The organism is Cyanobium sp. PCC 7001, assembly GCF_000155635.1.
In the GTDB taxonomy this organism is placed as follows: domain Bacteria; phylum Cyanobacteriota; class Cyanobacteriia; order PCC-6307; family Cyanobiaceae; genus NIES-981.
On record NZ_DS990556.1, the window covers coordinates 1,855,138 to 1,880,000 of the forward strand.

The 24,863-nt window shown below is 68.7% G+C and carries 23 protein-coding genes; 9 read left to right on the forward strand and 14 right to left on the reverse strand.

Going from position 1 to position 24,863, the window contains the following annotated elements:
- The first annotated feature begins 243 nt into the window (after positions 1 to 243).
- The 3 genes from CPCC7001_RS09180 (at position 244) to CPCC7001_RS09190 (ending at position 3,050) form a co-directional block, all read left to right on the forward strand.
- The gene (locus CPCC7001_RS09180) at positions 244 to 1,827 is read left to right on the forward strand and encodes a mechanosensitive ion channel family protein (RefSeq protein ID WP_006910054.1); all 1,584 of its coding nucleotides are present in this window, start codon (positions 244 to 246) and stop codon (positions 1,825 to 1,827) included.
- 77 nt (positions 1,828 to 1,904) lie between these two features.
- On the forward strand, positions 1,905 to 2,297 hold the full coding sequence (gene mscL / locus CPCC7001_RS09185) for a large conductance mechanosensitive channel protein MscL (RefSeq protein ID WP_006910733.1): 393 nt from the start codon (positions 1,905 to 1,907) through the stop codon (positions 2,295 to 2,297).
- Between the two features lie 258 nt (positions 2,298 to 2,555).
- On the forward strand, positions 2,556 to 3,050 hold the full coding sequence (locus tag CPCC7001_RS09190) for a VOC family protein (RefSeq protein ID WP_225867217.1): 495 nt from the start codon (positions 2,556 to 2,558) through the stop codon (positions 3,048 to 3,050).
- A 286-nt stretch (positions 3,051 to 3,336) separates the two neighbouring features.
- On the opposite strand, the gene CPCC7001_RS09195 is transcribed toward CPCC7001_RS09190, so the two are convergent.
- The 4 genes from CPCC7001_RS09195 to CPCC7001_RS09210 all read right to left on the reverse strand — a co-directional run bounded on the left by CPCC7001_RS09195 (position 3,337) and on the right by CPCC7001_RS09210 (position 9,823).
- Complete coding sequence (locus tag CPCC7001_RS09195) at positions 3,337 to 6,099, reverse strand: valine--tRNA ligase (protein WP_198006478.1); 2,763 nt, start codon at positions 6,097 to 6,099, stop codon at positions 3,337 to 3,339.
- Positions 6,100 to 6,191: 92 nt separating this feature from the next.
- On the reverse strand, positions 6,192 to 8,546 hold the full coding sequence (locus CPCC7001_RS09200) for an arylsulfatase (protein ID WP_006910731.1): 2,355 nt from the start codon (positions 8,544 to 8,546) through the stop codon (positions 6,192 to 6,194).
- Between the two features lie 117 nt (positions 8,547 to 8,663).
- Positions 8,664 to 9,311 carry a 2OG-Fe(II) oxygenase gene (locus CPCC7001_RS09205; RefSeq protein ID WP_006911612.1) on the reverse strand — a complete coding sequence of 216 codons (648 nt, stop codon included), beginning with the start codon at positions 9,309 to 9,311 and terminating at the stop codon, positions 8,664 to 8,666.
- Positions 9,308 to 9,823 carry a hypothetical protein gene (locus tag CPCC7001_RS09210; protein ID WP_050757224.1) on the reverse strand — a complete coding sequence of 172 codons (516 nt, stop codon included), beginning with the start codon at positions 9,821 to 9,823 and terminating at the stop codon, positions 9,308 to 9,310. Before CPCC7001_RS09210 ends, CPCC7001_RS09205 begins: the two co-directional genes overlap by 4 nt.
- A 74-nt stretch (positions 9,824 to 9,897) precedes the next feature.
- Here CPCC7001_RS09210 and CPCC7001_RS09215 point away from each other — a divergent pair, with 74 nt between their 5' ends.
- The 3 genes from CPCC7001_RS09215 to CPCC7001_RS09225 are packed head-to-tail and all read left to right on the forward strand — an operon-like array spanning position 9,898 to position 12,766.
- Positions 9,898 to 10,152, forward strand: a complete 255-nt coding sequence (locus CPCC7001_RS09215; protein WP_006909866.1) for a hypothetical protein — start codon at positions 9,898 to 9,900, stop codon at positions 10,150 to 10,152.
- A gap of 45 nt (positions 10,153 to 10,197) precedes the next feature.
- Positions 10,198 to 11,502, forward strand: a complete 1,305-nt coding sequence (locus CPCC7001_RS09220) for an ABC transporter substrate-binding protein (protein WP_006911039.1) — start codon at positions 10,198 to 10,200, stop codon at positions 11,500 to 11,502.
- On the forward strand, positions 11,495 to 12,766 hold the full coding sequence (locus CPCC7001_RS09225; protein ID WP_006909659.1) for a mechanosensitive ion channel family protein: 1,272 nt from the start codon (positions 11,495 to 11,497) through the stop codon (positions 12,764 to 12,766). The genes CPCC7001_RS09220 and CPCC7001_RS09225 overlap by 8 nt, the downstream gene beginning before the upstream one ends.
- Here the strand turns inward: CPCC7001_RS09225 and CPCC7001_RS09230 are convergent.
- The gene (locus CPCC7001_RS09230) at positions 12,748 to 13,653 is read right to left on the reverse strand and encodes an SGNH/GDSL hydrolase family protein (protein ID WP_006911376.1); all 906 of its coding nucleotides are present in this window, start codon (positions 13,651 to 13,653) and stop codon (positions 12,748 to 12,750) included. The genes CPCC7001_RS09225 and CPCC7001_RS09230 overlap by 19 nt on opposite strands.
- 191 nt (positions 13,654 to 13,844) lie before the next feature.
- Between CPCC7001_RS09230 and CPCC7001_RS09235 the strand changes: the two genes are divergently transcribed.
- Positions 13,845 to 16,628, forward strand: a complete 2,784-nt coding sequence (locus CPCC7001_RS09235) for an HAD-IC family P-type ATPase (protein ID WP_006911073.1) — start codon at positions 13,845 to 13,847, stop codon at positions 16,626 to 16,628.
- A 126-nt stretch (positions 16,629 to 16,754) separates the two neighbouring features.
- Here the strand turns inward: CPCC7001_RS09235 and CPCC7001_RS09240 are convergent, their stop codons facing one another.
- From CPCC7001_RS09240 to CPCC7001_RS09270, 6 genes are all read right to left on the reverse strand, one after another.
- Positions 16,755 to 17,069 (reverse strand): hypothetical protein, encoded by a 315-nt coding sequence (locus tag CPCC7001_RS09240; protein ID WP_006910696.1) that lies wholly within the window; start codon positions 17,067 to 17,069, stop codon positions 16,755 to 16,757.
- A gap of 48 nt (positions 17,070 to 17,117) precedes the next feature.
- Positions 17,118 to 18,116: a sodium-dependent bicarbonate transport family permease gene (locus CPCC7001_RS09245; RefSeq protein ID WP_006910814.1), complete on the reverse strand. Its 999-nt coding sequence runs from the start codon at positions 18,114 to 18,116 to the stop codon at positions 17,118 to 17,120.
- A gap of 172 nt (positions 18,117 to 18,288) precedes the next feature.
- On the reverse strand, positions 18,289 to 18,852 hold the full coding sequence (locus CPCC7001_RS09250; protein ID WP_225867218.1) for a Crp/Fnr family transcriptional regulator: 564 nt from the start codon (positions 18,850 to 18,852) through the stop codon (positions 18,289 to 18,291).
- Between the two features lie 454 nt (positions 18,853 to 19,306).
- Positions 19,307 to 20,188, reverse strand: a complete 882-nt coding sequence (locus tag CPCC7001_RS09255; RefSeq protein WP_006910269.1) for a DUF6671 family protein — start codon at positions 20,186 to 20,188, stop codon at positions 19,307 to 19,309.
- Positions 20,189 to 20,195: 7 nt separating this feature from the next.
- The gene (locus CPCC7001_RS09260; RefSeq protein WP_006910361.1) at positions 20,196 to 21,536 is read right to left on the reverse strand and encodes a cation:proton antiporter; all 1,341 of its coding nucleotides are present in this window, start codon (positions 21,534 to 21,536) and stop codon (positions 20,196 to 20,198) included.
- A 327-nt stretch (positions 21,537 to 21,863) separates the two neighbouring features.
- The gene (locus tag CPCC7001_RS09270; RefSeq protein WP_006909722.1) at positions 21,864 to 22,526 is read right to left on the reverse strand and encodes a Fe2+-dependent dioxygenase; all 663 of its coding nucleotides are present in this window, start codon (positions 22,524 to 22,526) and stop codon (positions 21,864 to 21,866) included.
- A gap of 91 nt (positions 22,527 to 22,617) precedes the next feature.
- On the opposite strand from CPCC7001_RS09270, the gene CPCC7001_RS09275 reads away from it, so the two are divergent.
- Positions 22,618 to 22,830 (forward strand): hypothetical protein, encoded by a 213-nt coding sequence (locus CPCC7001_RS09275; protein ID WP_043368884.1) that lies wholly within the window; start codon positions 22,618 to 22,620, stop codon positions 22,828 to 22,830.
- Positions 22,831 to 22,842: 12 nt separating this feature from the next.
- On the opposite strand, the gene CPCC7001_RS09280 is transcribed toward CPCC7001_RS09275, so the two are convergent.
- The 3 genes from CPCC7001_RS09280 to CPCC7001_RS09290 form a co-directional block, all read right to left on the reverse strand.
- Complete coding sequence (locus CPCC7001_RS09280; protein WP_006910573.1) at positions 22,843 to 23,130, reverse strand: hypothetical protein; 288 nt, start codon at positions 23,128 to 23,130, stop codon at positions 22,843 to 22,845.
- A 222-nt stretch (positions 23,131 to 23,352) separates the two neighbouring features.
- Positions 23,353 to 23,589, reverse strand: coding sequence for a chlorophyll a/b-binding protein (locus tag CPCC7001_RS09285; protein ID WP_006909267.1), 237 nt, complete (start codon positions 23,587 to 23,589; stop codon positions 23,353 to 23,355).
- Positions 23,590 to 23,821: 232 nt separating this feature from the next.
- Positions 23,822 to 23,965, reverse strand: a complete 144-nt coding sequence (locus tag CPCC7001_RS09290; RefSeq protein WP_006909521.1) for a chlorophyll a/b-binding protein — start codon at positions 23,963 to 23,965, stop codon at positions 23,822 to 23,824.
- 66 nt (positions 23,966 to 24,031) lie between these two features.
- Here CPCC7001_RS09290 and CPCC7001_RS09295 point away from each other — a divergent pair, with 66 nt between their 5' ends.
- Positions 24,032 to 24,802, forward strand: a complete 771-nt coding sequence (locus CPCC7001_RS09295) for an AhpC/TSA family protein (RefSeq protein WP_006909553.1) — start codon at positions 24,032 to 24,034, stop codon at positions 24,800 to 24,802.
- Positions 24,803 to 24,863: the final 61 nt, after the last annotated feature.

Below are 24,863 nucleotides of genomic sequence, written 5' to 3' on the forward strand. Positions count from 1 at the left end.
ACCCAGGGTTAAGGGCCTGGAAAGCTTCGCTGAAGGACATCCATCCCGCACCGGGGTTGTCTTCGGCGCTGCATGACAGTGCGACAGAACAGGTGCAGGATCCGGACAAGTGCTGGATCCGGCTGCACACCAGGAGGGGCTCAATGGCTGTGCGACCCCAGTCAGACCGGAACCCAGCCCTTCCAACACGGGGCAGCCGCCGACCCCTGACCCGTTCCTAACGTGAATCGGTGAAGCGGGGCCATGGGCGTGCGGGTCGGGCTGTGGAGGACACTCACGGCGACGCTGCTGGGGCTGCTGATCGGGCTGACACCGGCGCTGGCCCAGGGCACCGCAACGGCGAACCCGGCCCCGATCCTGCTGGATGGGCGCACCCTGTTCAACCTCTGGCCCTCACGCAACCTCACGGCCGAGCAGCGCAGCAGCACCGTGAACGGCCGGCTGGAGGAGGCCGTGGCCTCAGGGCGCCCGGTGCAGGTGACGGTGGAGGAGGCCAACAACCTGCCGGTGCTCAGCCTCAACGGCCGCACCCTGGTGACGGTGACGGAACGGGATGTGCCCGAGGGCCTGGAGGCACGGGAGCAGGCCGAGCAGTGGCAGAGCCAGCTGGAGGCGGCCATCGCCCGTGCCCGGCAGGAACGCACCCCCGAGCACATGGTGCGCATGCTGCCGCGGATGCTGGCGATCCTGCTGGCGGCCCTGGGGCTGCACCTGCTGCTGCGCAGGCTGTGGCGCCGCTGGTGCCCCGAGGCGCTGACCCCCCTGCCCCTGCCCACCGAAGGGGAGCGCAGCGACCGCTCCAACCGCTTCCTGCTGCGCAGCGCCCTCGTGCTGCTCCAGAGCCTGGTGTGGCTGGGGGCCGCGGCCCTGGTGATGGATCTGTTTCCCCTCAGCCGCAGCCTCAGTGCCGGCGTGGTGGAGGCCCTGCGGCGCTGGCTCAGCGCTCCGTTCCTGCCGCTGGGCTCCCGCAGCTACTCGCTGCAGGACGTGGTGGTGCTCGTGCTGCTGTTCATCGCCCTGGCCCAGGCGGTGGGGATGCTGCAGAGCCTGCTGCGCCGGCGGGTGCTGCGCTACACGGGCATGAGCGAGGGCGGCCAGGAGGCGGTGGCCTTCGTGGCCCGCTACGGCCTGCTGCTGGTGGGCACGCTGGTGCTGCTGCAGCTGTGGGGGCTCGACCTCACCTCGCTCACCCTGTTCGCCAGCGTGCTCGGGGTGGGGGTGGGCCTGGGGCTGCAGGGGATCAGCAAGAACTTCCTCAGCGGCCTGATCATCATTTTCGAGCGCCCCATCCAGGTGGGCGACTTCGTGGAGATCGGCGATCTGCAGGGCACGGTGGAGAGCCTGGGTCTGCGCAGCACCAAGGTCACCACCCTCGATCGGGTCACGATCATCGTGCCGAACTCCGAATTTCTCGAGTCACGAGTGATCAACTGGAGCCATGGCAGTTCGGTGTCACGGCTGCAGGTGCCGGTGGGGGTGGCCTACGGATCCGACACCACCGCCGTGCGCGAGGCCCTGATCGCCGCCTGCAAGGGCAATACGGCCGTTCTGAAATCGCCACAGCCGCGGGTGTACTTCAGCAATTTCGGCGACAGCTCCCTCAACTTCACCCTGCTGGTGTGGACGCGGGAGCCCCGGCGCCAGTACGAGATCGTGAGCGACCTGAACTACAGGATCGAAGCCCTGCTCAGGGAGCGCGGCATCACCGTGCCCTTCCCGCAGCGGGATCTGCACCTGGGCGACGGCAGCCTCAGGATCAACCTGCCGCCGGCGCTCGAGGCGGGACTCCAGGCCCTGCTGGAGCGGCAGCAGAACCCGGAGCGCTGAGCCTCACGAAACCCGGGTCTGGTGTTGCACGGCGCAGCAGGCTCACTAGCTTTTCGGGAGTCATCCACTGCGTCTCCATGCCGTCCCGCCGCCCCGGCCTGCTGGCCGACTTCAAGGCCTTCATCAACAAGGGCAACGTGGTGGATCTCGCCGTTGCCGTGGTGATCGGCGGCGCCTTCAGCCAGGTGGTGAACGCGGTGGTGAGCCTGGTGATGACCACCCTGCTGGAGCCGGTGCTCAAGGCCGCCCAGGTGGAATCGATCAGCGCCTGGCCGGCCGGGGCCGTGCTGGTGGCCCTGATCAACTTCCTGGTGATCGCCTTCGTGGTGTTCCTGATCGTGCGGGCCATCGAGGCGGCCAAGCGCAAGGAGGCCGCCAAGGCCGAGGCGGAGGCGGCCCCCGACACCCAGGCCCAGCTGGCCTCAGCGGTGACCCGGCTGGCCGATGCTCTGGATCGCCGGGGGCTGTAGGGATCAGCACGCCGCTCGCAGCGGCCTCTTCACGGCGACCGCGCCGCAGGAGCAGGTGGGCGTGCAGGGCACACCACAGCTGGTAGCCGACGGTGACCTGGCGGATCCCAAGCTGTTCGAGCCCCGCGACGGCCGCCTCGGCCCCCTCCAGTTCGGCCACCACGGGCCAGCCGGCTCACCTCCGCCCTCAGGCTGGGGCCGAGACGGAGGAGCGCGTCGTGGAGCCGCAGCAGGGCGGGCCCGTCGATCCGGCCCGTGATGGCCCGATGGCCGCAGACTGAGCAGGCTGATGCACCCCAGCTGGGGCCAGACGTCACCATGGTGAGCCATTTCGATCACGTCACCGTTGTGGTGCAGGACGTGGAGGCGGCCAGGCGGTTCTTTGCCCTGCTGGGCTTCGAGGAAGACAAGGCGCTGGTGATCAGCGGCCCCACGTTCTCCAGCTACATGGGAGTGGATGGCATCGAGGCCGAACACGTCACGCTCGTGCTCCCCCACGCCACGCCGCGCCTGGAAGTGCAGCTGCTCAAGTATCACCACCCACAGGTGCACCCAGACCCGGAGATCGCCAACCTCTGCAGGCTGGGCTTCAACCACATCTGCTTCGCCGTCGACGACCTTGAGGCCGAGGTGGCCAGGCTCACCGCCAAGGGGGTGCAGCTGCGCAATCAGATGATGACGTTCAACACCCGCAAGCTGGTCTTCCTCTCCGGGCCTGAGGGCATCACCGTGGAACTGGCGGAATGGCGATGAAGTTCGCTGTCAGGCTGGAGCGAAGCGGCTGACAGCGATGCCGAAGATGCAAACAAAGCAAAGGATGCAGAACACGAACACCACCCCGAAGTCCTACGCCAGCAGGGCTCTGCATGGCCTTGTTGGAGCGGGGATGGCTCGGCACCCAGCCCCCTCCAGTTCGGCCTGATCGGACTTGTCATCGGGGCTTCGGCGCTGATGGGCTGGCTCCGGGGAGACAGGTTCCTTGATTCCGTCTCCAGGGCGCTGGATTGCACCTCGACTTAGCCAACCTGGAGGCCCGCCCTCAGCCCAGCCCCTGCAGCCGCCCCCGGGCCAGCGCGGCCTGGGCTTCGACTTCCGCCAGGTTGGCGCGGCACGCGGCAACGACCTCCGGCGGCGCCTTGCCGGCGAAGTTGGGGTTGGCGAGGCGGCCGGCCAGCCCCTGGATCTCCTTCTCGGCCTTGGCCAGGTCTTTCTCCAGCCGGCTGCGCAGGGCCCCCAGGCTCTGCTCCGGCACGGTCAGGCTCACCTGGGCGTCGCTGTCCACGATGCCGAGCAGCTGACCCGCCGCGGGCTGGGACTCCAGGCCGAGGTCGCTGCCGCCCACCAGGCGCAGGATCTTGTCCTGGTTGGCCTCCAGGAAGCCCTGGCGCTCCGGGCTGCCGCTGTGAATCCCCACCGGCAGCCGCTCCGAGGGCTTCACCCCCGAAAGCGCGCGGAGGTTACGCAGGGCCCGCACCGCCTCGATCCCGAACTGGAAGGCCTGCTCGTGGCCCTCATCGATCCAGCCGGCGTCCAGCTCGGGCCAGGCCTGCAGGGCCAGGAACTCCGTGGCCTCGGCGCGAGTCACGGCATGCCAGAGCTCCTCGGTGAGGTGGGGCATCAGCGGGTGCAGCATCACCAGCAGGGCCTCGAGGCTGTGGGCCAGCACCCGGCGCGCCGCCGTGCGGGCAGCGGGATCCTCCCCGGCCAGGCGAGGCTTGGCCCATTCGATGTACTGGTCGCAGAGGTCGTTCCAGGCGAACTCGTAAAGCAGCTTGGCCGCCTCGCCGAGCCGGTAGCTGCCGTAGAGCTCCGCCGCCTGTTCGGCGGTGCGGGCCAGGCGCGAGAGGATCCAGCGGTCCTCGCTCTCCAGCTCGGCGGTCAGGGGCCGGCCCAGGCTGGACGGCGTCTCGCCACCCAGGTTCATCAGGGCGAAACGGGTGGCGTTCCAGAGCTTGTTGGCGAAGTTGCGGGCCGTCTCCACCGTGCCGGAGCTGCCGTCGTTGCGGTCGTAGTCGAGGCGGATGTCCTGGCCGGCGCCCGCCACCTCCCGCACCAGGGCGAAGCGCAGGGCATCGGCGCCGTAGCGCTCGATCAGGGGCAGCGGATCGATGCCGTTGCCCGCCGACTTGCTCATCTTGCGGTTGTTCTCATCCCGCACCAGGCCGTGGATGTAGACGTCCCGGAAAGGCATGCGGCCGGTGAAGGCGCCGGCCATCATCGTCATCCGGGCCACCCAGAAGAAGATGATGTCGAAGCCGGTCACCAGCACGCTGGTGGGGTACCAGGCGGCCAGGTCGACGCTCGTGTCGTCGGGCCAGCCCAGGGTGGAGAAGGGCCAGAGGCCGCTGGAGAACCAGGTATCGAGCACGTCGGGGTCCTGCTCCAGCTGCAGCTGCCGACCCGCCGCCCGGCTGGCGGCGCCGTACTGCGCCTCCGCCTTGGCCTCGGCTTCAGCGGCATCGCGGGCCACCACGTAGGGGGTGGCATCGGTGATCACACCGCCCGTCTCGCTCACCACGAACCAGGCGGGGATGCGGTGGCCCCACCAGAGCTGACGGCTGATGCACCAGTCGCGGATGTCGGTGAGCCAGTCGCGGTACACCTTGGCCCAGCGCTCCGGCACGAAGCGGGGTTGGCCTTGATCGAGCGCCTCCCGGCAGCGGGCCGCCAGCGGCTCGGCCTTCACAAACCACTGGGTGGAGAGCAGCGGCTCCACAGGCACCTTGCCACGATCCGAGCAGGGCACGCTGTGGCGGTGCGGTTCCACCTTCACCAGGAAGCCCTCGGCTTCCATGGCCGCCACCACCGCCTTGCGGGCCTCGAAGCGATCCAGGCCCTCGAAGCGGCCGGCGGCGGCGTTCATCGTGCCGTCCTTCGCCATCACGGTGATCAGCGGCAGGCCGTGGCGGGCACCGATGGCGAAGTCGTTGGGGTCGTGGGCGGGGGTCACCTTCACGCATCCCGTGCCGAAGGCCGGATCCACATGGGCATCGGCCACGATCGGGATCGTGCGGCCCACCAGCGGCAGGGTGAGGCTGCGGCCCACCAGGGCACTGTAGCGGGGGTCGTCGGGGTGGACAGCCACGCCGGTGTCGCCCAGCATCGTCTCCGGCCTGGTGGTGGCCACCACCAGGTGGTCGGTGCCGCCAGCGCCGGGCTCGCCGCTGAGCGGATAGCGGAAGTGCCAGAGGTGGCCGTCCACCTCCTTGGTTTCCACCTCCAGGTCGCTCACCGCCGATCCCGACGCGGGGCACCAGTTCACCAGGTATTCGCCCCGGTAGATCAGCCCCTGCTCGTGCAGGCGCACGAAGGCTTCGGCCACCGCGGCGCTCAGGCCGGGGTCGAGGGTGAAGCGCTCGCGGCCCCAGTCCACCGAGTAGCCCAGGCGCCGCAGCTGGCCCACGATGGTGCCGCCGCTCTCGGCCTTCCAGCTCCAGGCGCGCTCGAGGAAGGCGTCGCGGCCCAGGTCGTCCTTGCTGCCGCCTTCCGCCTGGATCTGCTTCTCCAGGATCGTCTGCACGGCGATCGAGGCGTGGTCGGTGCCCGGCAGGCAGAGCACGTTGCGGCCCCGCAGCCGCTGGAAGCGCACGATCGTGTCGATCAGGGCCGTCTCGAAGCCGTGGCCCATGTGGAGGCTGCCGGTCACGTTCGGCGGCGGGATCACCACCGAGAACGGTTCACCCGGCGCCTCAGGATCCGGATGAAAGGCCCCGGCAGCCTCCCAGGCCGCTTGCCAGCGGGCCTCGGTGCCAGCCGGGTCGTAGGTCTTGGGGAGGGCCTCGGCGGGGGCGGCCTCAGTCATGGCAGGAGCTGGAATGGCCTCAGCCATGGCTTGCGGAGGGGGATGAGCAATGGCCCCATGGTCTCAAAGCGCCCCTGCGCCCGGCGCCACAGCTACTGCCGCGCCAGGATCATCCTCATCCGTTCCTCCTGGTTCTCCACCAGTTCCCCGGAGACGTCCACCAGAGCACGCTTCACCACACCGGCGTAGGCAAAGGGCGGCCGATAGTCCGGCATGGTGGGTGAACCCGGATCGGCCCCCACCGCCACGCCGGATGCCAGGCCCAGGCTGAGGGGGATGGTGACCGGCAGATCGCCCTGACCCACGGGCTGGCCGTCCACCAACAGGGTGATGTGGGCCGGAGTTCCCTTGCCATTGGCGATGTCCGCAGGGCCCGTGGGGGTGAACTCCACACTGAGGATGTGATGGCCGCTCGGGATCGGTGCCGTCGCCGTGATTCGGAAGTGGGTGTCGGCCACATAGTTGTAGCCGTAGGTGAGCGTGCCGTTCTGCACGTAGAACGCGAAGCCACCGTCATTACCGCCCATGCTGAACAGCACGCCGTCGGCACCTCCCTCGGGCACCACGGCTTCCACCGAGATCGCGTGGGGCCGGTTCAACAGGCGGGGAGCCGCATTCCCGGGCACCACCTGGGTGCCGGGGTAGTAGATGTAGCGCTCGCGATCCACGGCGATCTGGGGCCGTTCGATCCCAAACCGCTGGGTGCCGCGGCTGTCGATCGGCAGCACGTTGAAGCGGCCGGCCTCCACGTACCACATGCCGATCATGGCGATCAGCCGCTCACGCTCGGCGGCGGCGAGGTTGTTGGTCTCGGCGAAATCCTCCTCGAGGTTGTAGAGCTCCCAGCCGTGGGCATCGAGCTCGATCAGCTGGTCGTAGCTGATCGGATCACCGAAACGCCGGCCCGACTCGGTGAAGGACGTCCCCGGCCAGGGGCACACCGCCCGCCAGCCCTCGTGATACAGGGAGCGGTGGCCGAACATCTCGAAATACTGGGTGCGATGCAGGCTCGGCACGTCCGCGTCGTTGAAGCAACCGAACAGGCTGAATCCCTCGATCGGGCTCTGGGTCACCCCCTTGATCGCCGCCGGCGCCTCGATGCCGAGGGCCTCCAGCACCGTGGGCAGCATGTCGATGGCATGGCAGTACTGGCTGCGGATCTCGCCCCGGGCGGCGATGCCCTTCGGCCAGCTCACGATGAAGGGATCGCTGGTGCCGCCCCGGTAGGTTTCACGCTTCCAGCGCCGGAATGGCGTGTTGCCGGCGTGGGTCCAGCCCCAGGGGTAGTGGTTGAAATACTTCGGGCCGCCGATGTCATCGATGGCGGCAAGGTTCTGCTGGAGGTTCTCAGGAACGTTGTTGAAGAATTTGCCCTCATTCACCGAACCGGTGGGTCCCCCCTCGGAGCTGGCCCCGTTGTCGGAGATCAGCATGATCAGGGTGTTGTCGTACTCCCCCAGTTGCTTGAGGAACGCGATCAGTTCGCCGATGTGGTGATCGGTGTGCTCGAGGAAGCCCGCGAACACCTCCATCATCCGGGCGTAGAGGCGCCGCTCCTCCTCCGACAGGGCATCCCAGTCGGGCACGTCGGGATCGTGGCGTGACAGCACGGTGTTGGGCGGGATGATGCCGAGTTCCTTCTGCCGGGCGAACACCTTCTGGCGGTAGGCGTCCCAGCCGTCGTCGAACTGCCCCTTGTACTTGTCGGCCCAGTCCTTCGGCACATGGTGCGGCGCGTGCATGGCGCCGGTGGCGAAGTAGAGGAAGAAGGGCTTGTTGGGGGCCACCTGCTTGGCGTCGGCGATCATCGCCTTGGCCTGCGTCACCAGATCCGGGGTGAGGTGGTAGCCCTGCTCGGGGGTGGCGGGGGGTTCCACCTGGGTGTTGTCCCGCACCAGCTCGGGGTAGTACTGGTGGGTGTCGCCCCCCAGGAAACCGTAGTAGCGCTCGAAGCCCCGTCCGAGGGGCCAGCGGTCGTAGGGACCGGCTGCCGAGGTGGCTTCGGCCGGCGTGAGGTGCCACTTGCCCACCGCGTAGGTGTTGTAGCCCTTCTGCAGCAGGATCTCGGAGAGGAAGCCGTTCTCGAACGGGATGTAGCCGTTGGAGCCGGGGTACCCCATCGACCCCTCGGTGATGCAGGCCAGCCCGTTGGAGTGGTGGTTGCGGCCCGTGAGCATGCAGGAGCGCGACGGCGAGCACAGCGCCGTTGTGTGCATGTTGCTGAAGCGCAGCCCTTCGGCCGCCAGGGCATCGATGTGGGGGGTGGCGATCGGGCTGCCGTAGCAGCCGAGCTGCCCGAAGCCCGTGTCGTCCATCACGATGAACAGCACGTTGGGGCTGCCCTCCGGAGCGCGGATCGGCTCAGGCCAGGCCGGGGTGGAGACATCGGCCGTGCGGCCGATCACGCCGGGGAAGGCCGTGCCGGGCCGGTATTCCTTGGAGGCCATCCGAGACACGGTTCAGGGTGTCCCCGCAACGTATGCAGCCCCACCGCAAGAGGGGATCAGGCCCTGAACAAACCATCACAACTCCGGCCCACAGGACAGCCGCGCCTGGCGCGCCACTCAGGGCTCGGCGGCCAGCCGCCGCAGGTAGTCGTCCAGCCGGCCGCCATTGATCCAGCCGGTGGCGATGGTCTTGGTGTGGCTGTGGCTCACCCGGCCGCGGTGGATGTGGGACACCCCCGCCGGGAAGATCAGCAGCTTGCCCCGCTCGGCCTCTTCGTGGTGGCCCTGCCAGTGGAACTCGGTGCCACCCTCCGGCAGGGTGTTGGCGTAGAGGATCCAGGCCAGCACCCGGGCCTGGGGTTCGGTGGCCTCGTCGCTGAGGGTCCAGTCGCAGTGCCAGGCATGGAAGCCCTCGCCGGGCGCGTAGCGCTGCAGGTTGAAGATCGGGTTCACGAACACGCTCTGATCCGGGCAGCACTGGGCCAGCAGCGGTCGTTCCCTGAGGTACTGGGCCAGGCCGGCGTTGACACCGCGCAGGATCACCTCCGCCAGGGCGAAGGCCTCCGGATCGCTGCGGTCGATCGCCACCAGGCTGATGTCGGTGGACACCTTGGCGGGGGCCTGGGCGGACGGGTCCTCCCCCCCGACCTCGGGACCGAAGGCCACCCCTGGCCGCTGCAGATCGGTGCGGCGATCGAAGAAGGCGACCACCGCATCGGCCACGGCTTCGTAGCCGGCATTGCGGTAGCTGGCGATCAGGTTCATGGCTGCCGTCCGGCGTCGGGGGGCATGGCGGGCTCCGCCCAGGGAATGGCCACCGCCGCCTCCAGACAGCGCCAGCGGCTGCGGTCGGAGCCCAGCCTCGCCCCCAGGCCCACCCGCTCCACCGCCGCGGCCGCCCGCTCCAGGCTGAGGGGCTCCCCACCCGGGGCCAGCGGCAGCACCAGCACCTGGGCCTCGGCCGGATCGGCCATCACCTGGAGATCCAGATCGCCCAGTTCCCGCTCGAAGTACACCCGTCGCATGCGGGCGCGCAGGGCGGGCCCCAGGGCCGCGGCAAAGGCCACGAGGCTGGCCTGATCGCCGGAGCAGCCGCAGTTGAGGGCCAGCCAGATCAGCAGCTTGGCCCAGCCCTCGGCGCTCCACACCGGCTGGAAGCTCTCCCGGTGCTGCCGCACCAGCTCGGTGATGGCGAACTCGAACAGGGTGGCCTGAAGCCTGGAGGCCTCGGGCACGGCGGCAGCCTCGGGGCCGGCAACGGCGGTCGGGTCGGTCATGGCAGGCGCCGGCATCTGCACACCCATCCTCGCCAGTGGGCAAACTGCAGAGGCAACGTCCCTGGAGACGCCCGATGGCCCTGGATCTCAATGACCCGGAGCTCGAGTTCGCCGATCTGGTCACCGCTTACCAGAGCTGGGTGATGGCCGTGATCAACGACGAGAAGCTGGGCGGTGAACCCATGCTCACCGACGAGATCGCCGATGACGCGATCAACGCCATGCGCTTCCTGCCGGATGTGGTGACCAGCGCCATCGAGACCACCCTGGCCCGCGTCTACGACGTGGACCCCGAAGAGCTGGACGGCCTGCTCTACCCGGAGGACTAGGGGCCGCCGGTGGCCACCCGGTCTGCCCCGCGACGCTGCCGGCAGGTGACGCCGGTTCTGGCGTTGGCCGGGCTGACCCTGCCTGCGCTGCTGGCGGGCTGCCAGCAGCGGCAGCCCGGCACCGGGCCGGCCGCCGGAGCCGATCCGCTCGGCGGCGGCGGACTCCACACCACCCTTTACATCGCCGTCGGCCTGGAGAAGGCGCTCGATCGCCAGACCGATCTGGTGAGCCAGAAGCGGCTGCGCGAACAGTTCGATCAGCTGCAGCAGGCCTTCCAGGACGTGCGCCCCGGGGTGCAGCTGCAGGTGCTGGTGTTCGACAACGAGCAGGTGATCCAGGAGGTGCAGCGCCGCACCCACAGCGGCCTGGGCCCCGACCTCGTGCTGGTGGATGGCCTCACGGCTGAACGCCTGCATGCCGAGCAGCTGCTCGCTCCGATTGACCTGCCCAACCCCGCCAGCGGCCTCTTGAGGCCTGAGCTGATCCCCTACGTGCAGGCCACACCGAACCAGTGGTTTGCCATGCCGGTGGGCCTGGAACCCCAGCTGGCCTGCTTCGACCGGCGCCGCCTCAAGGCCGCACCGACGACGCTGGCCGAACTGCTGGAGGCCAGCAGCCGGGGACAACGCATCGGCCTCGGCCTCGATCTGGGCAGCCTCGGCTGGACGATGGGAAGCCTGGGAGCGCTGGAGAGCGTGGCGGCCCTGAGTCGCGGCGGAGGGGCCACGCCGGAGCGGCAGCGGTCGATCCGCAGCTGGCTCGACTGGCTCCGCAACGCCGGGCTGCAGCTGCGCATCCGCTTCCTGCCCACCCACGCCCAGCTCGTGCAGGGGCTGCGAACCGGACAGTTCGACTGGATCAGCTGCCGCAGCCAGGATGGGGCCCTGCTGCGGGATGCGCTGGGGCCCCATCTGGGTCTGGCTCCCCTGCCGGCAGGGCCGGGCGGCGCCCCCAGCCCGCTCTCCACCGTGCGGGTGTGGGGCTTCGGACGCAATTCCAGCAGCCGGCAGCGGGCCGCTGCCCAGGAGCTGACGCGCTTCACCCTCAATCCACCGGTGCAGCGGGGCTTCACCATCCAGACGGAGGGCCTGCTGCCGGTGATCCGCTCCGCCAGCCTGCCCGTGGCGAGTTCGGCCAACCTGGCCGCCCTGCTGGCGGCCCAGCAGCAGGCTGAAGCAGCCCAGCCCCAGACGGAGCCCCTCATCGCCCTGCGCGGCAGAAAACAGGGGCTGAACCGCATCCTCACCCTGTTCATGTACGGGGAACTCGACAGCGCCGCCGCTACCCAGGCCCTGATCCGGGCCCTGGAGCAGGGGGCACCCGCCGCCGGAGGTGGCTTCGATGGGTGACCTGCTGCTGGAGACCGCCGGCTGGCTGGGATACCTGGAGCGCCCGGCGGTGCTGTTCCAGCTGTTGGGCACCGGGCTGGCCGTGGGCCTCTACATGGCGTGGGGGCGCCGCGGCGGAACGTCGCCGCAGAGCCGGATCCGGCGCCGCTGGGTGCTGCTGGGAAGCCTGGCGCTGTACGCAGCGCTGCTGGCTGCCCTGGCCAGGCCCCACCGGCTGGTGTTGCTGCTGGTGCTGCTCACGGCCGGCTGGTTCGGCCTCTCGGCGCTGCGCCGGCGACTGGCCCGCTCGATGCCGGCCGAACAGTTGCAGCAGCTGGACACCGGCCTGCTGCGGCCGCTCTATCTGCTTGTGGCCTTCCTGCTGCTGGTGCAGGAGGTGGATTCCCGCCGCAACCTGGCCCTGATCCCGATGGGCTCGTGGTTCGGCAACGAACTCACCGCCGGCCAGCTGTTCCAGGCCCTGCTGGTGCTCTATCTGCTGCTGATGGGATCGGGCCCGCCCACCAAGGCCCTGGCCCGCCTGGTGCAGCGGCTGATCGGCGTGAGCGACAGCGGCCGGCGGGCCCTGGCTCTGGTGCTCCAGTACGCCCTCGTGGGCCTGGGCGTGATCTGGACGCTGGATCAGGTGGGCTTCAACCGCACCGCCATCGTGGCGGTGGCCGGCGGGCTCTCCGTGGGGCTGGGCTTCGGCGTGAAGGAGGTGTTCTCGAACTTCATCAGCGGCCTGTGGCTGCTGTTCGAGGGCTCGGTGCGGCCGGGTGACGTGCTGTTCATCGATGGCGATCCCTGTGAGGTGCGGCGCCTGGGTCTTCGGGCCGCCGTGCTCTGGCGCGACCGCGACAACGCCGAGCTGGTGATCCCCAATCAGACGTTCTTCACCACACCCACGATCACCTACACGGGCACCGACCGGCTGCGCCGCGGCCAGGTGCTGGTGGGGGCGGCCTACCAGCACGATCCCGCCGTGGTGATCGCCCTGCTGGAGCGCACCGCCGCGGCGGTGACGGGGGTGCTGGCCAGCCCTGCCCCGAAGGGACTGGTGATGGGCTACGGCGACTCCGCGATCCAGTACGCCGTGCGGTTCTGGATCAGCGATCCGCTCCAGAACATCTCGGTGAGCAGCGCCGTGAACACGGCCGTGTGGCAGGCCTTCCGGCGCGAGGGCATCGCCATCCCGTTCCCGCAGATGGTGCTGCATCAGGCGCCTGGGGAGCCCCCTGGAACGGAGCAGGCCGGGCAGGAGCGTCAGGCGGAGAACCCGTAGCTGCTGAGCTCTGCGGAGGCCGCCAGCCGGCGCACCACGTCGGCGGCCAGCTGGTCGGCGGTACCGGTTCGGGGGTGCACGTCGTCGAGGAAGCGGGGAGCAGCCACGCTGTTCCACACCGGGAAGCCATCCACCACCAGCACGTCATCGTCAACGGCGGTGTTGTAGCGGCCACTCAGGCGGCGGTTCACCCCGCGGGCCGTCTGGTCGACGAAGCGGCGCAGCCGCCGGCCCGTCCTGCCGCCGAGGCCTCGGGCCTGGGAGCGCACGAAGGGGGTACGGCTCAGCGGGGCGATGCCCAGGATCACGGTCTCATCGATGCCCTGGCCCGTGAGGAGGTCCACGGACCCCTGGATGTTGGCCGCGATCCGACCGGCCAGGCGGTTGCGCAGCCGCCTGTCGTCGCCGCGGCGGCGGCTGCGCATCGCCCGAAGCACCGCTGGACGCTGCACCTGATCGAGGATGTCGTTGCTGCCGGCCACGATCAGGGCATCGCGATCGGATCGGAACGGGGCGCTGTCGGCGAAGGCCCGTGCCTGGGACCGCAGGCCGAGGCGGAACCCGGCCAGGCCGGCACGGCGCGAGCCCCGGAGCCCGGAGGTCGCTCCTGCATAGGCGTAGTTCCAGAGCTGGACATCCGGATCCACCCCGCCCGTGAGGGTGCTGAGGGGGAGGCTGAGCAGGTTGAGCCGTGCCTGGGAGGCGAGGCGGGCGCCGAGCCGGCGGGCGATGTGCTCGGCCAGCACCGGCCCATTCGAGGCCTTCACGTTGCCGCCCCCGGCGTAGCGGCGCCCCGCAAAGGGGTTCCGGCCCACCAGGGAGGCCAGGGCGGCGACATTGCCGGAATCCACGAGGCTGTCGCCCAGCAGTGTCAGGGAAGTGGTCATCAGCGCTCTCCACGCCACCGGATCTCCCTGGGGCCGCTCCGGTGCTCAGTGCAAGCCCCATGCTGGCCCAGGGGCGGGAGCGGGCTCGGCGGGCTCGACCAGGAGCCGCCACACTGGAGCCGGTCGCACCTGGATGTCCCGTGCCGAAGGTTCCCCTGCCGGCAGCGCCATCCGGGTGCCTTGACCCTGCCATGGCCGCCGACCTGGCCCAGGCCCATGCCACGGGCACGGCCAACCTGCTGGAGGCCCTGGCCAGCGATCCCGGCCGCGGACTGAGCGCTGAGGAGGCCGAGCGGCGGTTGCAGGCGTGGGGCCTCAACCAGCTGAGCGAACGCCGGGCGAGGCCGGCGTGGCTGCGCTTCCTCGGCCAGTTCAACGATCCGCTGCTCTACACGCTGCTCACCGTGGGCGGCGTGAAGCTGCTGCTGGGCGAACCCACCGAGGCGTGGGTGATCTGGAGCGTCACGGTGATCAACGCCGTGATCGGCTACGTGCAGGAGAACAAGGCTGAAACCGCCATCGCCGCCCTGGCCCGCTCGGTGCGCACCCAGGTGGAGGTGCTGCGGGATGGTGCGCGCCAGCGGCTCGCCTCGGAACAGCTGGTGCCCGGCGATGTGGTGCAGCTGGAGGCGGGCAACAAGGTGCCGGCCGACCTGCGGCTGCTGACGGCACGGGAGCTGAGGGTGGATGAATCCGGGCTCACGGGCGAATCGCTGCCGGTGTTCAAGACCACCGAGCCCGTGGCCGGCGACACCCCACTGGCCGATCGCCACGGCATGGCCTACGCCGGCAGCCTGGTCACCGCCGGGCAGGCCCTCGGCCTGGTGGTGGCCACCGGCAACGCCACCGAAGTGGGGCAGATCTCCCACTCCCTCGCCGAACAGGTCAACCTCAGCACGCCGCTCACCCGCAAGTTCGAGGGCTTCACCCACACGCTGCTGCAGCTGGTGCTGGCCCTGGCGGGGCTCACCTTCCTGGTGGGGGTGGCCCGCGGCCGGGCCGCCGCGGAGATGTTCGATGGCGCCGTGGCCCTCGCCGTGGGGGCCATCCCGGAGGAGCTCCCCGCCATCGTCACGATCACCCTGGCGATCGGGGTGAACCGCATGGCCCGCCGCAACGCCATCATCCGCAAGCTGCCGGCGGTGGAAGCCCTCGGCAGCACCACCGTGATCTGCTCCGACAAGACCGGCACCCTCACCCAGAACCGGATGACGGTGATGGAGATCTACGCCGGGGGCGAGTGCTGGAGCCTGGGCCAGCTCTGGCCGGTGGCGCTGGAGCCGGCAGCCGCCTCCCCGTCCTCCGGCCCTGAGCCCGCTGGCCACCAGGACCCCCTCAGCCGCAACCTGGCCCTGCGCGAAACCCTGCTGGCCGGTCTGCTCTGCAACGACGCCCGCCCCAGCCGTCAGCAGGGGCTGGTGGGGGATCCCACCGAGACGGCCCTGCTCCAGTCCGCCGCCACCGCAGGGCTCGACCGGCAGCAGGCGCTGGATCGCCATCCCCGCCGCGACGCCATTCCCTTCGCTTCGGAGCAGCAGTTCATGGCCACGCTGCACGGCGATCAGCGCATCCTGCTCAAGGGGTCGGTGGAGGCGGTGCTGAGCCGCTGCCGGGCCCAGCTGGCCGCCGACGGCCGCGAGGAACCCCTCGATCCCGCCGCCATTGCCACGGCGGTGAGCGCCATGGCCCGCCAGGGTCAGCGGGTGCTGGCCTTCGCGGTGGGTCAGGCCGAGCCCCGGCTGCAGCAGCTGGCCCATGAGCACCTCAGCGGCAGCCTGGTGTTCCTCGGCCTGCAGGGCATGCTGGATCCGCCGCGGCCCGAGGCCCTCTCGGCCGTGCGGGCCTGCCAGAAGGCCGGCATCACCGTGAAGATGATCACCGGTGACCACCGCGACACCGCCCGCTGGGTGGCCGCCGAGCTGGGCCTGGGGCGCGGCGGTGCCGTGCAGGCCGTGGAGGGGCGCGAGCTGGAGGGCTGCCCTGCCGAGGAGCTGCAGGCGCTGGCCGAGCGCACCGATGTCTTCGCCCGCGTGGCCCCGGCCCAGAAGCTGGCCCTGGTGCAGGCCCTGCAGGCCCGGGGCGCCGTGGTCGCCATGACCGGCGATGGCGTCAACGACGCCCCCGCCCTGAAGCAGGCGGACATCGGCATCGCCATGGGCCGGAGCGGCACCGAGGTGGCCCGCGAGGCGGCCGACATGCTGCTCACCGACGACAACTTCGCCACGATCGAGGCGGCGGTGGAGGAGGGACGGGCCGTGTACCTCAACCTGCGCAAGACCCTGGCCTTCGTGCTGCCGGTGAACGGCGGCGCCTCGATGACGATCCTGCTCGGCGCCCTGCTGGGTCTGGAGCTGCCGGTGACAGCCCTGCAGGTGCTGTGGCTGAACATGGTCTGCTCCCTCAGCCTGTCGGTGCCGCTCGCCTTCGAGCCGCAGCCACCGCGGCTGATGGAGCAGCCACCCCGGCCGCCGGGCCAGCCGCTGCTCAACGGCCCCCTGGTGCGGCGGGTGCTGATGGTGTCGGCCTTCTACTGGATGCTGATCTTTGGAGTGTTTCTGGGCGTGTCGGCCAGGGGCGGCTCGCTGGAGCTGGCCCGCACCATCGCCATTCAGACCCTGGTGCTGGCCCAGGTGGTGTACCTGCTGAGCCTGAGCCAGGCGAGCAAGACGGGCTGGCGCCAGTGGGTGCGGATGCCCATGCTGCTGGGGGGAATCAGCCTGGCCCTGCTGCTGCAGGTGCTGTTCAGCCAGGCCTCCTGGATGAACCGCTTCTTCGCCACCGCGGCGCTCAGCGGTTCCCAGTGGCTGCTGTGCGCTCTGGCCATGCTGGCCATGCTGCCGGTGGCCTGGCTCGGCGACCGGCTGGATCCCATGGCCAGCGGGTCGTCCTCGCCTCAGGCCCCACGCGGTGGACGCAACGGGGCTGACAAAGACGAGGAGATGGAGAGGGTGCCGCACAACCCGCAGCAACGGTGAAGCTGTTGAACGCCCTCCTGGCTGGGTGTGGAATCGCATGGGGAAGCCCCGCCAGCGGAGAAGACGCGAGCGGGGCTCAATTAAACGCTATGAAGAGTGAAGAAAGGAGAGTTCAGAATCGCAAGATCAGAACTTATGCGCCCGCAGCGCTTCGACTGTGGAGATGTAGGTGATACACGAATAATCGTCGAAGTACTTGGCGACCACTTTGTCCTGAATCTGGTCGGCCAGCTCACGGGACGCTGTCAACACCTCAAATTTGATATTGGAGTAGGCATGAGACACACTGGGCTCGCCTGTGGAGCGAACGTTGCGGCTGCCTTCACCGGCCGCAGCCAGAACGGTGTAGCCGCTGGCTCCGGCCTCTTTGATGATTTTAGAGACCTTTTTCAACAAGATCTCCTCCGTGATAATGACAAGTTTCCAGACTTGCTGGCTCATGGCAGTAACCTCTGAGTCAAAGATGAAAGAACAACTTGGTAATCAAGCTTACGTAGCAAGCATGGATTGGGCAATCCCGATGAACAGCGGGATACAGATGGCAATGGCCACGGGAGTGCCGATGGCGGTGGAAGCGCCGATGTAGGCGGATGGATTCGCCGAGGGGATGCCTGCCCGCAGGGTAGGCGGGCCCGAGATATCGGAGCTGGAGGCCGCGATCACGGCCAGCACCACACAACCGCCGATGCTGAAACCGGTGAGCTGATGGATCACAAGGCCAAAGCCAAAGGCAAGGAAGCCATGCAGGATCGGCGCAATCAGGGCATAGATGGCAAACCATTGGGCCACCTTGCGCAGCTCATTCATCCGCTGGGCGGCCTCCATCCCCATGATGATCATCAGGATCGAGAGGAAGCCACGGAACAGCGGGCTGAAGAAGCTCTCGTACACGGGTTCGGGCTTGGTGAGGATACCGAGGGCCACACCCAGCAGCAGGGCCGTCACGGCGGAACTCTGAAGGCTGTCCTTCACGATCGCCCAGATATCCACGTCTTCGGACGTGCCGTCGGCCTTGCGACCCACATAGATGCTGGCCACCACGATCGCCGTCACCAGCGCCGGGATGTCCATGAAGGGATACAGGGCCGCACTCCAGGCCTCGTACTTGATGCCGGCGGTGTCCAGTTGGGGCAGCACGGCCGCGAGGGTGGAACCACTCACGGCGCCGAAGAGGCCTCCTGTGGCCACGGCATCCACGAAGCGGATGCCAGAGCATCGAGCCAGCGTGTACTGGGCGATCAGAACAATGAGAATGCCCAGCAGCACGGCCGCCAGGGCCGGAAGCAACAGCTCAGCCAGATTGGACTTGCGAATGGCGATGCCGCCGCTCAATCCAACCTTCAACAACAGGAAGAAGGTGATGAACTTGTAGATTGAGTCTGGAATTTTCAGCTGGCTTCCCAGGGAAGCGACGATGATGCCGCCGATCAAGAAACCAAGCGTTGGAGACTGAACCTGCTTGAGAAAGAGAGGGAAGAAATCGGACACCGTTGATCCTCTAGGTGTGCTTAAGGGAGAAAACCCAATGGCTCATGAATGATTGCCATTGATCCAGAACAGAGACAGAACACTGGAACCCAACCCCTCCATCGGGAGGTGAACGGCCCAGCAACGGAATCGGGGTCACGGCGGGCTTACGAAAAGGAAGGAGACGTTCTGATCAATCGCATTCCCACAGCTCCGTGGAGGGCACCCTGAGCAGCAGGCCGCCATCGGGCCGGCCGGCAAGCACGCCGGACTGGCGGAACTGGGTGAGGGCCTTGGTCACCGTGACCCTGGTCATGCCGGCGATCTCCGCCAGTTGCTGATGGGTCAGGTGCTTCTGCCCGAAGCGCAGCACCACGCCCTCAGTGGTCATGGTGCCGAAGCGTGTGCCGAACCAATCGAGCAGCTGCAGCAGGCGGGATTCGGCCGGACGCACCCGGCTGAGCAGCAACAGGATGGCGGCCTGCCGCAGCTGTTCTTCCAGGAATTCCCGCTCCATCGCGCTGGAGGCTTCCTCCTCCTCCACCACCACGGCGGAAAGGGAACGGAGCTCCAGGCCGGTGAGGCCGATCAACGCGGGCATCACCAGTTCGCCGGGGCCCCACACCCCCAAAGTGAGAGGGTCGGCGCCGGGGCACCAGCGCGCCAACCACACATAGCCCTGTTCAACCCGCCAGCAGAGATTGCTGGGCAGCGTCTCGCCAGCCCTCAGGCTGAGGCGAAGACAACGACGTGACATGGAGACGGCCATAGCAAGGAAAGGGAGTGGGACATTGAGCCAGACGCCGGGAACGATGAACACACAACGCAACAAACAACCTTCAAGGAAAGTCGTTCAGGAGGCTGGTGACATCGACCCTTGAAAACCTGTCGCGAGCTCTGAAGCCCGCCGAAGTCATGAAAGGAACCGCGCCTGAATTTGAGTCCGCAAACCTTAAGGCTTGCTTGAGCGATTGTGTCGTTACTTACCTCCAGGATTCCAGATTGGAACCATAAGGTCACTTAATCATCGCCCCGATCCTGTGGTGGCACATACAGCGATCTGTGCCGCTCTTGCGTTCAACAACGGTGCCAATCCCGCCAGAATCCGGGCTCCTGGAGACCACCGCCGTCTGGAGCCTCGCTTCAGGCGGCTTTTTTCTGGCTCCGGCACCGGCATGACGCAGCCGGCGCCAGAACGGCAGGAGCAAGCCTCAGGGATTGCACCAGGGGCAATGCCCTGGATCGGCCACGGTCCTGCCATCCCGGCGGGGCCGCAGCTCGGTGTGGGGGCAGGCGGCACAGCCCCAGCGCTCCTGGGCCACCAGGGCCGTGCTGGTGCCGCAGCAACGGCAGGGCAGACCGGGGATCAGCTCCACCCGCCCCCAGCCGGGAGCGCCGCAGGCCGGGCACAACTGCCGCAACCGGCGCACCAGCTGGAAGCCGAGCCGCCGGATGCTGGCCATGCGGGTGGGGTTGCAGTGGGCCCGCATGTCGGTGTCGAGTCGCACCGTGCCATCGGCGGACAGGGCGGCGCAGCGGGCGATGGCGGCCGCCAGGGCCGTCTCGGAGCGGATGGCCTTGATGCACAGGTCGCTGCGGCTGCCCGGATGGCTGGACCCATGGGGCCGGGCGATCAGCGCATGGCTGGGGAACTGCACCTGATGCAGCCAGCGCAGGAGATCCTGGTCCTGCAGGTCGGATGGCGCCACGACGCGGCTGGCGAAGGCGGTGCGGAGCTCCAGCCGCTGCTCCACCAGCGTGAGCTGGCGCTCCCGGTCGAGGAACACCAGCACCTCCTGGCCCACGGGCAGCAGGGGCACGGCCGGGTGGGGGCCGAAGCTGCCCTCGCTGGCGAGCCCGAGCGGCAGCCCGGTGGCCGCGAGGCCGAGCTCCGCCTTGCGGCGGCAGGTGGTGATCGGGTCGTCCGCACGCTCGATCTCCCCACTGAAGGTGCCGAGCTGGTCGGTATCGCAGCCACACACCTGAAGCTCGGCGGCGAGGCCATGCCGGAAAGGCCGGGCGAGCACCTTCTCCTTGCCGTGGAGCGTGGTCAGGCAGACCCTGCGTCCGGCGTAGGGGCCTGCCGGCGCCATGGCGGGGTCAGGAGGGTTGCGCCGCAGGCACCGCCTTGGTGCCGATCACGAGCCGCAGCAGGATCGGGGCCAGGAAGGTGGTGCCGATCACCATCAGCAGGATCGCGGCTTCCAGCGCCGGGGTGAGGATGCCGGCCTGGGTGCCGAGCCCGAGGAAGATCAGGCCCACTTCGCCCCGGGGCATCATGCCGAGACCCACCACCAGCCTGTTGGTGGGGTCCTTGCTGGTGTAGGTCCAGCCCGCGGCCACCTTGCCGACGATCGCCACCGCCAGCAGGAACACGGCCACGATCAGGCCTTCCCGGTTGGCGGGATCGAAGGGATTGAGCACCGAGAGATCCATTCCTGTGCCGATCAGCACGAAGAACACGGTGGCGAACAGGGCCACCAGGGGTTTCACGGCCGTGTCGATGTCATGGGTGTGCTTCGAGGCACTCAGGATCAGGCCGGCGGCGAAGGCGCCGAGGGCCGCCTCCAGGCCGATCGCCTGGGCGGCGAAGCAGCAGAGGGTGAGAACGACGAAGCTGGCCACGGCCACATCGCCGGGGGCCTTCAGACGGTCCACGACCCAGTCGAACACCGGGGCGGCCGTTCGGCTGAGGAACAGGGCCGCCGCCACGAACACCAGAGCCGCGGCGCAGAGCTTGAGGATCGGACCGATGGTGAAGGCGCCGCCTCCGGCCAGCGACACCACCACCGCCAGGATGACGATGCCGAGGATGTCGTCGAGCACGGCTGCGCCGATCACGATCTGACCCTCCTTGCGCTTGAGCCACTGCAGCTCGCCGAACACGCTGGCGGTGATGCCGATCGAGGTGGCGGTCATCGCCGCGCCGGCGAACACCGCCGGAATCAAGGGCACATGGAAGAGGAAATAGAGGCCGGCGGTGCCGAGGGCAAAGGGCAGCACCACACCGGTCACCGCCACCGTGGTGGCCTGCACCCCCACGGCCACCAGCTCGTCGAGTTCACTCTCGAGACCGGTGAGGAAGAGCAGGGCGAACAGACCGATCTGCGACACGGCCTGGAGGCTGGGGAAGGTTTCGCGGTACACCTCCTCCACCGTGGCGGCGGGCACATCGGCCAGGGAACCCACCAGGCCCAGCACGGCCTCACTGAGATGGGCCTGGGTGTCGGGGGGAAGCACCAGATGCAGTCCGGAGGCACCGATCAGCACCCCGGCAACGAGTTCGCCCAGGATCGTGGGCAGCTGCAGCCGCACCATCAGCTCGGCGATGGTGCGGGCCGCCACAAAGATCACCAGGAAGCGCCCCACCCCGATCAGGGTTTCCGCCACTTCGAGCTGGTGACTGCCGATTTCCATCAGCACGGTGGGCAAGGAATCCATCAACGACGGAGGAGGAGCGGCAGTTTTAGGCGGAAAATGGCGCGTTATGCCGAAATCAGCGCTCCGGATCGACAGGAGACGTGATCACTCCGATCAGCGCCGCTGATCACTCCCCCGACGGACCATGGAACCGCTGACCCAGCAGCCCCCGCTGCCGCAGTTCCGCCCGGAACTGGCGTGCGAGCAGAGCCTCGGGGCGTTGGGCCGTGATCTGGGAGGACAACAGGAGCACACGCATCGCCACCCAGCACGATGCGACGACCAGAAGGATCAGCACAACCGGCATGACGGATTCCGCTCCCCACGCTTTAACGCAGCCAAGCCCGTTCAGTCACCCCAGCGGCGCAGCAGGTTGGTGTAACTGCGGCTGATCAGCGCGAACACCTCCTCATCCTTGGCGGCGAAGAGGGCGCGTCGGGCGGTGTCGAGCTCGAACAGCAGCTCCCGTTGGTCCGCCTGCCGCACGCGGCTCTGGATCCAGCCCACCGCCACCAGCCGCTCGCCGCTGCGCACCGGTTCGACGCGATGCAGCAGGGTGCTCGGGTACACGATCAACGCACCGGCGCCCAGCCGCACCGGCTCTTCCCCGGCAGGGGTTTCCAGCATCAGCGCTCCACCGGTGTAGCTGGCGGGATCGGAGAGAAACAGGGTGAAGGACAGATCGCTGCGCCCGTCCTTCATGTAGGCGTTGTCCACATGACGCCCGTACCCCTCGCCCGCGCCGCAGCGGCTGAACAGCAGCCCGTGCACCCGCACGGGCAGGGCCGCGGAGGCCACCAGTGGATGGGCCAGCAGCGCCTCCCGCACCTGCTGCGCCAGCTCGCCGTGCAGCGGGGAGTCCTGGGCCAGCTGGCGGTTGTGCTTCACGGTGCGGGCGTGCCATCCGGCCGTTTCGGCGCCGGAGCGCCAGGGCACTCCGGGCGCCAGCAGCGCCGACCGCATGGCGTCCACACGCTCGGAGGAGAGCAGGGGCTCAACGGCGAAACGCATGGGTTGTGATCGATGGCACGCGCAGTGGTGCCCTCACGGCCGGGCGCCGCAAGGGACCTTGAGCATGATCGGACCAGCCCGATCTCCCGCCATGGCCCGCAGCAGCCTTGCCCTGTTCCTCGCCACCGCCGGCCTGCTGGCAGGCACCCTGGGCTGCGGCCAGACCCCCGATGCGAAGGATGCCGGCGAGGCGGGTGAGGACGGCACCGAAATGACGAGCCCGGCGCGGGAGGCCATGCCGGAGTCCAAGGACGGGGGCGAAGAAGGGGAAGGGGGAGAGGGCGGAGAGGCCGGCGAAGGCTGAGCGGCCCCTGGCTCAGGCCCCCTCCGGCGCCCAGCCCCGCAGGCGATCGAGGCCGTCGGTCCAGGCCTGGCAGCGGCGGGTGAGGTGCTCTCCGTGGGCGATCAGGCCCCCATGCAGCTGGCAGGTGAGCAGTGGAATGGCGCCGTCGACGGCCTGATGGCGGAAGAAGTGGCAGGTGAGGCACACCTGGCGGCTGCGGCTGGGCGCCAGCAGGGGCTGCTCGAGGTAGGGCCAATCCTGGACGGGTGCCTCCCCGGATCCCAGGGTTCGCGCAGCCTCTGGCGCATCGGGACGCACCACGGCTGGACTTAGCAAAGGGCTTGATCGGGAGAGGGACTGGGAGCCATGCGCTGTGGACCTTCCTCCGCAACTCGGAGAGTGGCTTGGTGACTGGCTCGCTGAGCGCTTGGGCGAGGGCAGCGGGGACACGGACATCGGCTCAGCTTCAGTACAGATGTACTGTCCCAGGCCTGACGTGTCCTGTCAAAGCCCCCGGGCACGGCCCGCTCAAGGCGCCGACACTCAGAAGCAGAAGGGCAGGAACTGGGTGCGGCAGGCGGTGTACCCGTCGATCAGGGGGCCGAGGCCGATCTGGTGAGCGATGCCGGCTCCGGTGAGACCTTCGGTGATGATGCCGATCACGATGCCGAGCATGGCGGCGCGGCCATTGAAGCGCTCAGCGCGCTGCAGCTGCTCCAGGTGGATCTGCTCGGTGGCACGGTCCTGGAACCACTTTTCGTTGGCGGGCGTGTTGGTCATGGAATCAAAGATGCAGGGGGGAGACGGAAAGGCGTGTCAGCTGGCGGGATCAGGCCGGAGCAGGGAACCGGCGATCCAGGCTGCGATCAGCACGACGGCAAGGGTTGCGGTCATCGGGAATCAGGAGAGAGGTCGCTGGGACGGGACAGCACGAAGGCCACCATTCCCGTCAGCACCACCGCGATGGCGATCAGTCCGGCGATGGCTGTGGTGTAGTCGCTGGTCATGGCGCTCAACCCAGGCCGACCTGGGAGAGGATGCCCTGACCGGTGAGCAGCTCGGTGGCCAGGCCGATCACGAAGCCGAGCATGGCCAGACGGCCATTCCAGGTTTCGGCGAAGGCGCTGAAGCCGAAGCGGGCGGTGGAGTCGGTCATGGCGGTGGGGTGTCGTTGCGTTTTGTTACGTAGACTGTAACAGACTGCAACGGGTTCTTGACGGAATTGCCTACATCGGCTGCGGCCCAAGGGATCACAGAGGCTGACTCCACGCCGCCCGCGGCCCTGCTCGAAGCCCTGGCCACCCGCGAGGGCATGGCCGCAGGCCACCGCCGGCTGGTGCTGCTCTGGGGCCAGCTCGGGGATTTCGACAGCCTCGAGTACGCCCAGGCCCTGGCGGGATCCCGCGGCCGGCTCGAACAGGCCGGGATCAAGGTGCTGGCCTTCGGCATCGGCAACGAGGCGGGCCGGCAGCGCTTCTGCGCCTTCACCGGCTTCCCGCTTGCCTGGCTGGAGGCGGTGCCGGACGCGACGCTCCATCAGGCGCTGGATCTCTACCCGGGCCTGCAGCTGCCGATCGGGCCCTGGGGCAACCTGCTGCTGATGTGCGCCGGGCTCGGCTCCCCGGGCACGCTGCAGGAAGTGCTGCGCGGCTACACGGGCGACCGCCAGGCTCCCCCGTTGATCGACGAGCAGGCAGTGATCCACGCCCCTCCCCTGCCCCCACTGCGGGGTTCCCTGTTCGCCCGGGCCGGCGGCCGGGGCTTTCAGCGGCCGTTCGAGCTGGCCACGATCCGCCTGCGCAACATGGGCGAGGTGCTGGGGCATTGGCGCACCTATGTGCCCCGCGACGCTTTCCTCACCCAGCGGGGCGGCACCTTCCTGCTGGACGCGGACAACACCCTGCTCTACGTCCACCGGGACCGGGGCATTCTGGGGTTCGCCGAGACCATGGCCCAACCGCTGCGGTTCCTGGAGCCCTACCTCGGTGCCTGAACCCGTTGCCCCCTAAGGCACGGCCATGAAGACCGATCACGTCACCTTGACTCTCCAGCCT

What these genes read in the sequence shown, in the direction of transcription:
- CPCC7001_RS09195 (WP_198006478.1), bottom strand. Translation starts at nt 6,099, where the DNA reads ATGACTGAGGCCGCCCCCGCCGAGGCCCTCCCCAAGACCTACGACCCG.
- CPCC7001_RS09260 (WP_006910361.1), bottom strand. Translation starts at nt 21,536, where the DNA reads ATGGATTCCTTGCCCACCGTGCTGATGGAAATCGGCAGTCACCAGCTC.
- CPCC7001_RS09190 (WP_225867217.1), top strand. Translation starts at nt 2,556, where the DNA reads ATGGCCCGATGGCCGCAGACTGAGCAGGCTGATGCACCCCAGCTGGGG.
- CPCC7001_RS09255 (WP_006910269.1), bottom strand. Translation starts at nt 20,188, where the DNA reads ATGGCGCCGGCAGGCCCCTACGCCGGACGCAGGGTCTGCCTGACCACG.
- CPCC7001_RS09215 (WP_006909866.1), top strand. Translation starts at nt 9,898, where the DNA reads ATGGCCCTGGATCTCAATGACCCGGAGCTCGAGTTCGCCGATCTGGTC.
- mscL (WP_006910733.1), top strand. Translation starts at nt 1,905, where the DNA reads ATGCCGTCCCGCCGCCCCGGCCTGCTGGCCGACTTCAAGGCCTTCATC.
- CPCC7001_RS09240 (WP_006910696.1), bottom strand. Translation starts at nt 17,069, where the DNA reads ATGAGCCAGCAAGTCTGGAAACTTGTCATTATCACGGAGGAGATCTTG.
- CPCC7001_RS09210 (WP_050757224.1), bottom strand. Translation starts at nt 9,823, where the DNA reads ATGACCGACCCGACCGCCGTTGCCGGCCCCGAGGCTGCCGCCGTGCCC.
- CPCC7001_RS09225 (WP_006909659.1), top strand. Translation starts at nt 11,495, where the DNA reads ATGGGTGACCTGCTGCTGGAGACCGCCGGCTGGCTGGGATACCTGGAG.
- CPCC7001_RS09285 (WP_006909267.1), bottom strand. Translation starts at nt 23,589, where the DNA reads ATGACCAACACGCCCGCCAACGAAAAGTGGTTCCAGGACCGTGCCACC.
- CPCC7001_RS09180 (WP_006910054.1), top strand. Translation starts at nt 244, where the DNA reads ATGGGCGTGCGGGTCGGGCTGTGGAGGACACTCACGGCGACGCTGCTG.
- CPCC7001_RS09200 (WP_006910731.1), bottom strand. Translation starts at nt 8,546, where the DNA reads ATGGCCTCCAAGGAATACCGGCCCGGCACGGCCTTCCCCGGCGTGATC.
- CPCC7001_RS09250 (WP_225867218.1), bottom strand. Translation starts at nt 18,852, where the DNA reads ATGTCACGTCGTTGTCTTCGCCTCAGCCTGAGGGCTGGCGAGACGCTG.
- CPCC7001_RS09270 (WP_006909722.1), bottom strand. Translation starts at nt 22,526, where the DNA reads ATGCGTTTCGCCGTTGAGCCCCTGCTCTCCTCCGAGCGTGTGGACGCC.
- CPCC7001_RS09290 (WP_006909521.1), bottom strand. Translation starts at nt 23,965, where the DNA reads ATGACCGACTCCACCGCCCGCTTCGGCTTCAGCGCCTTCGCCGAAACC.
- CPCC7001_RS09230 (WP_006911376.1), bottom strand. Translation starts at nt 13,653, where the DNA reads ATGACCACTTCCCTGACACTGCTGGGCGACAGCCTCGTGGATTCCGGC.
- CPCC7001_RS09275 (WP_043368884.1), top strand. Translation starts at nt 22,618, where the DNA reads ATGGCCCGCAGCAGCCTTGCCCTGTTCCTCGCCACCGCCGGCCTGCTG.
- CPCC7001_RS09235 (WP_006911073.1), top strand. Translation starts at nt 13,845, where the DNA reads ATGGCCGCCGACCTGGCCCAGGCCCATGCCACGGGCACGGCCAACCTG.
- CPCC7001_RS09205 (WP_006911612.1), bottom strand. Translation starts at nt 9,311, where the DNA reads ATGAACCTGATCGCCAGCTACCGCAATGCCGGCTACGAAGCCGTGGCC.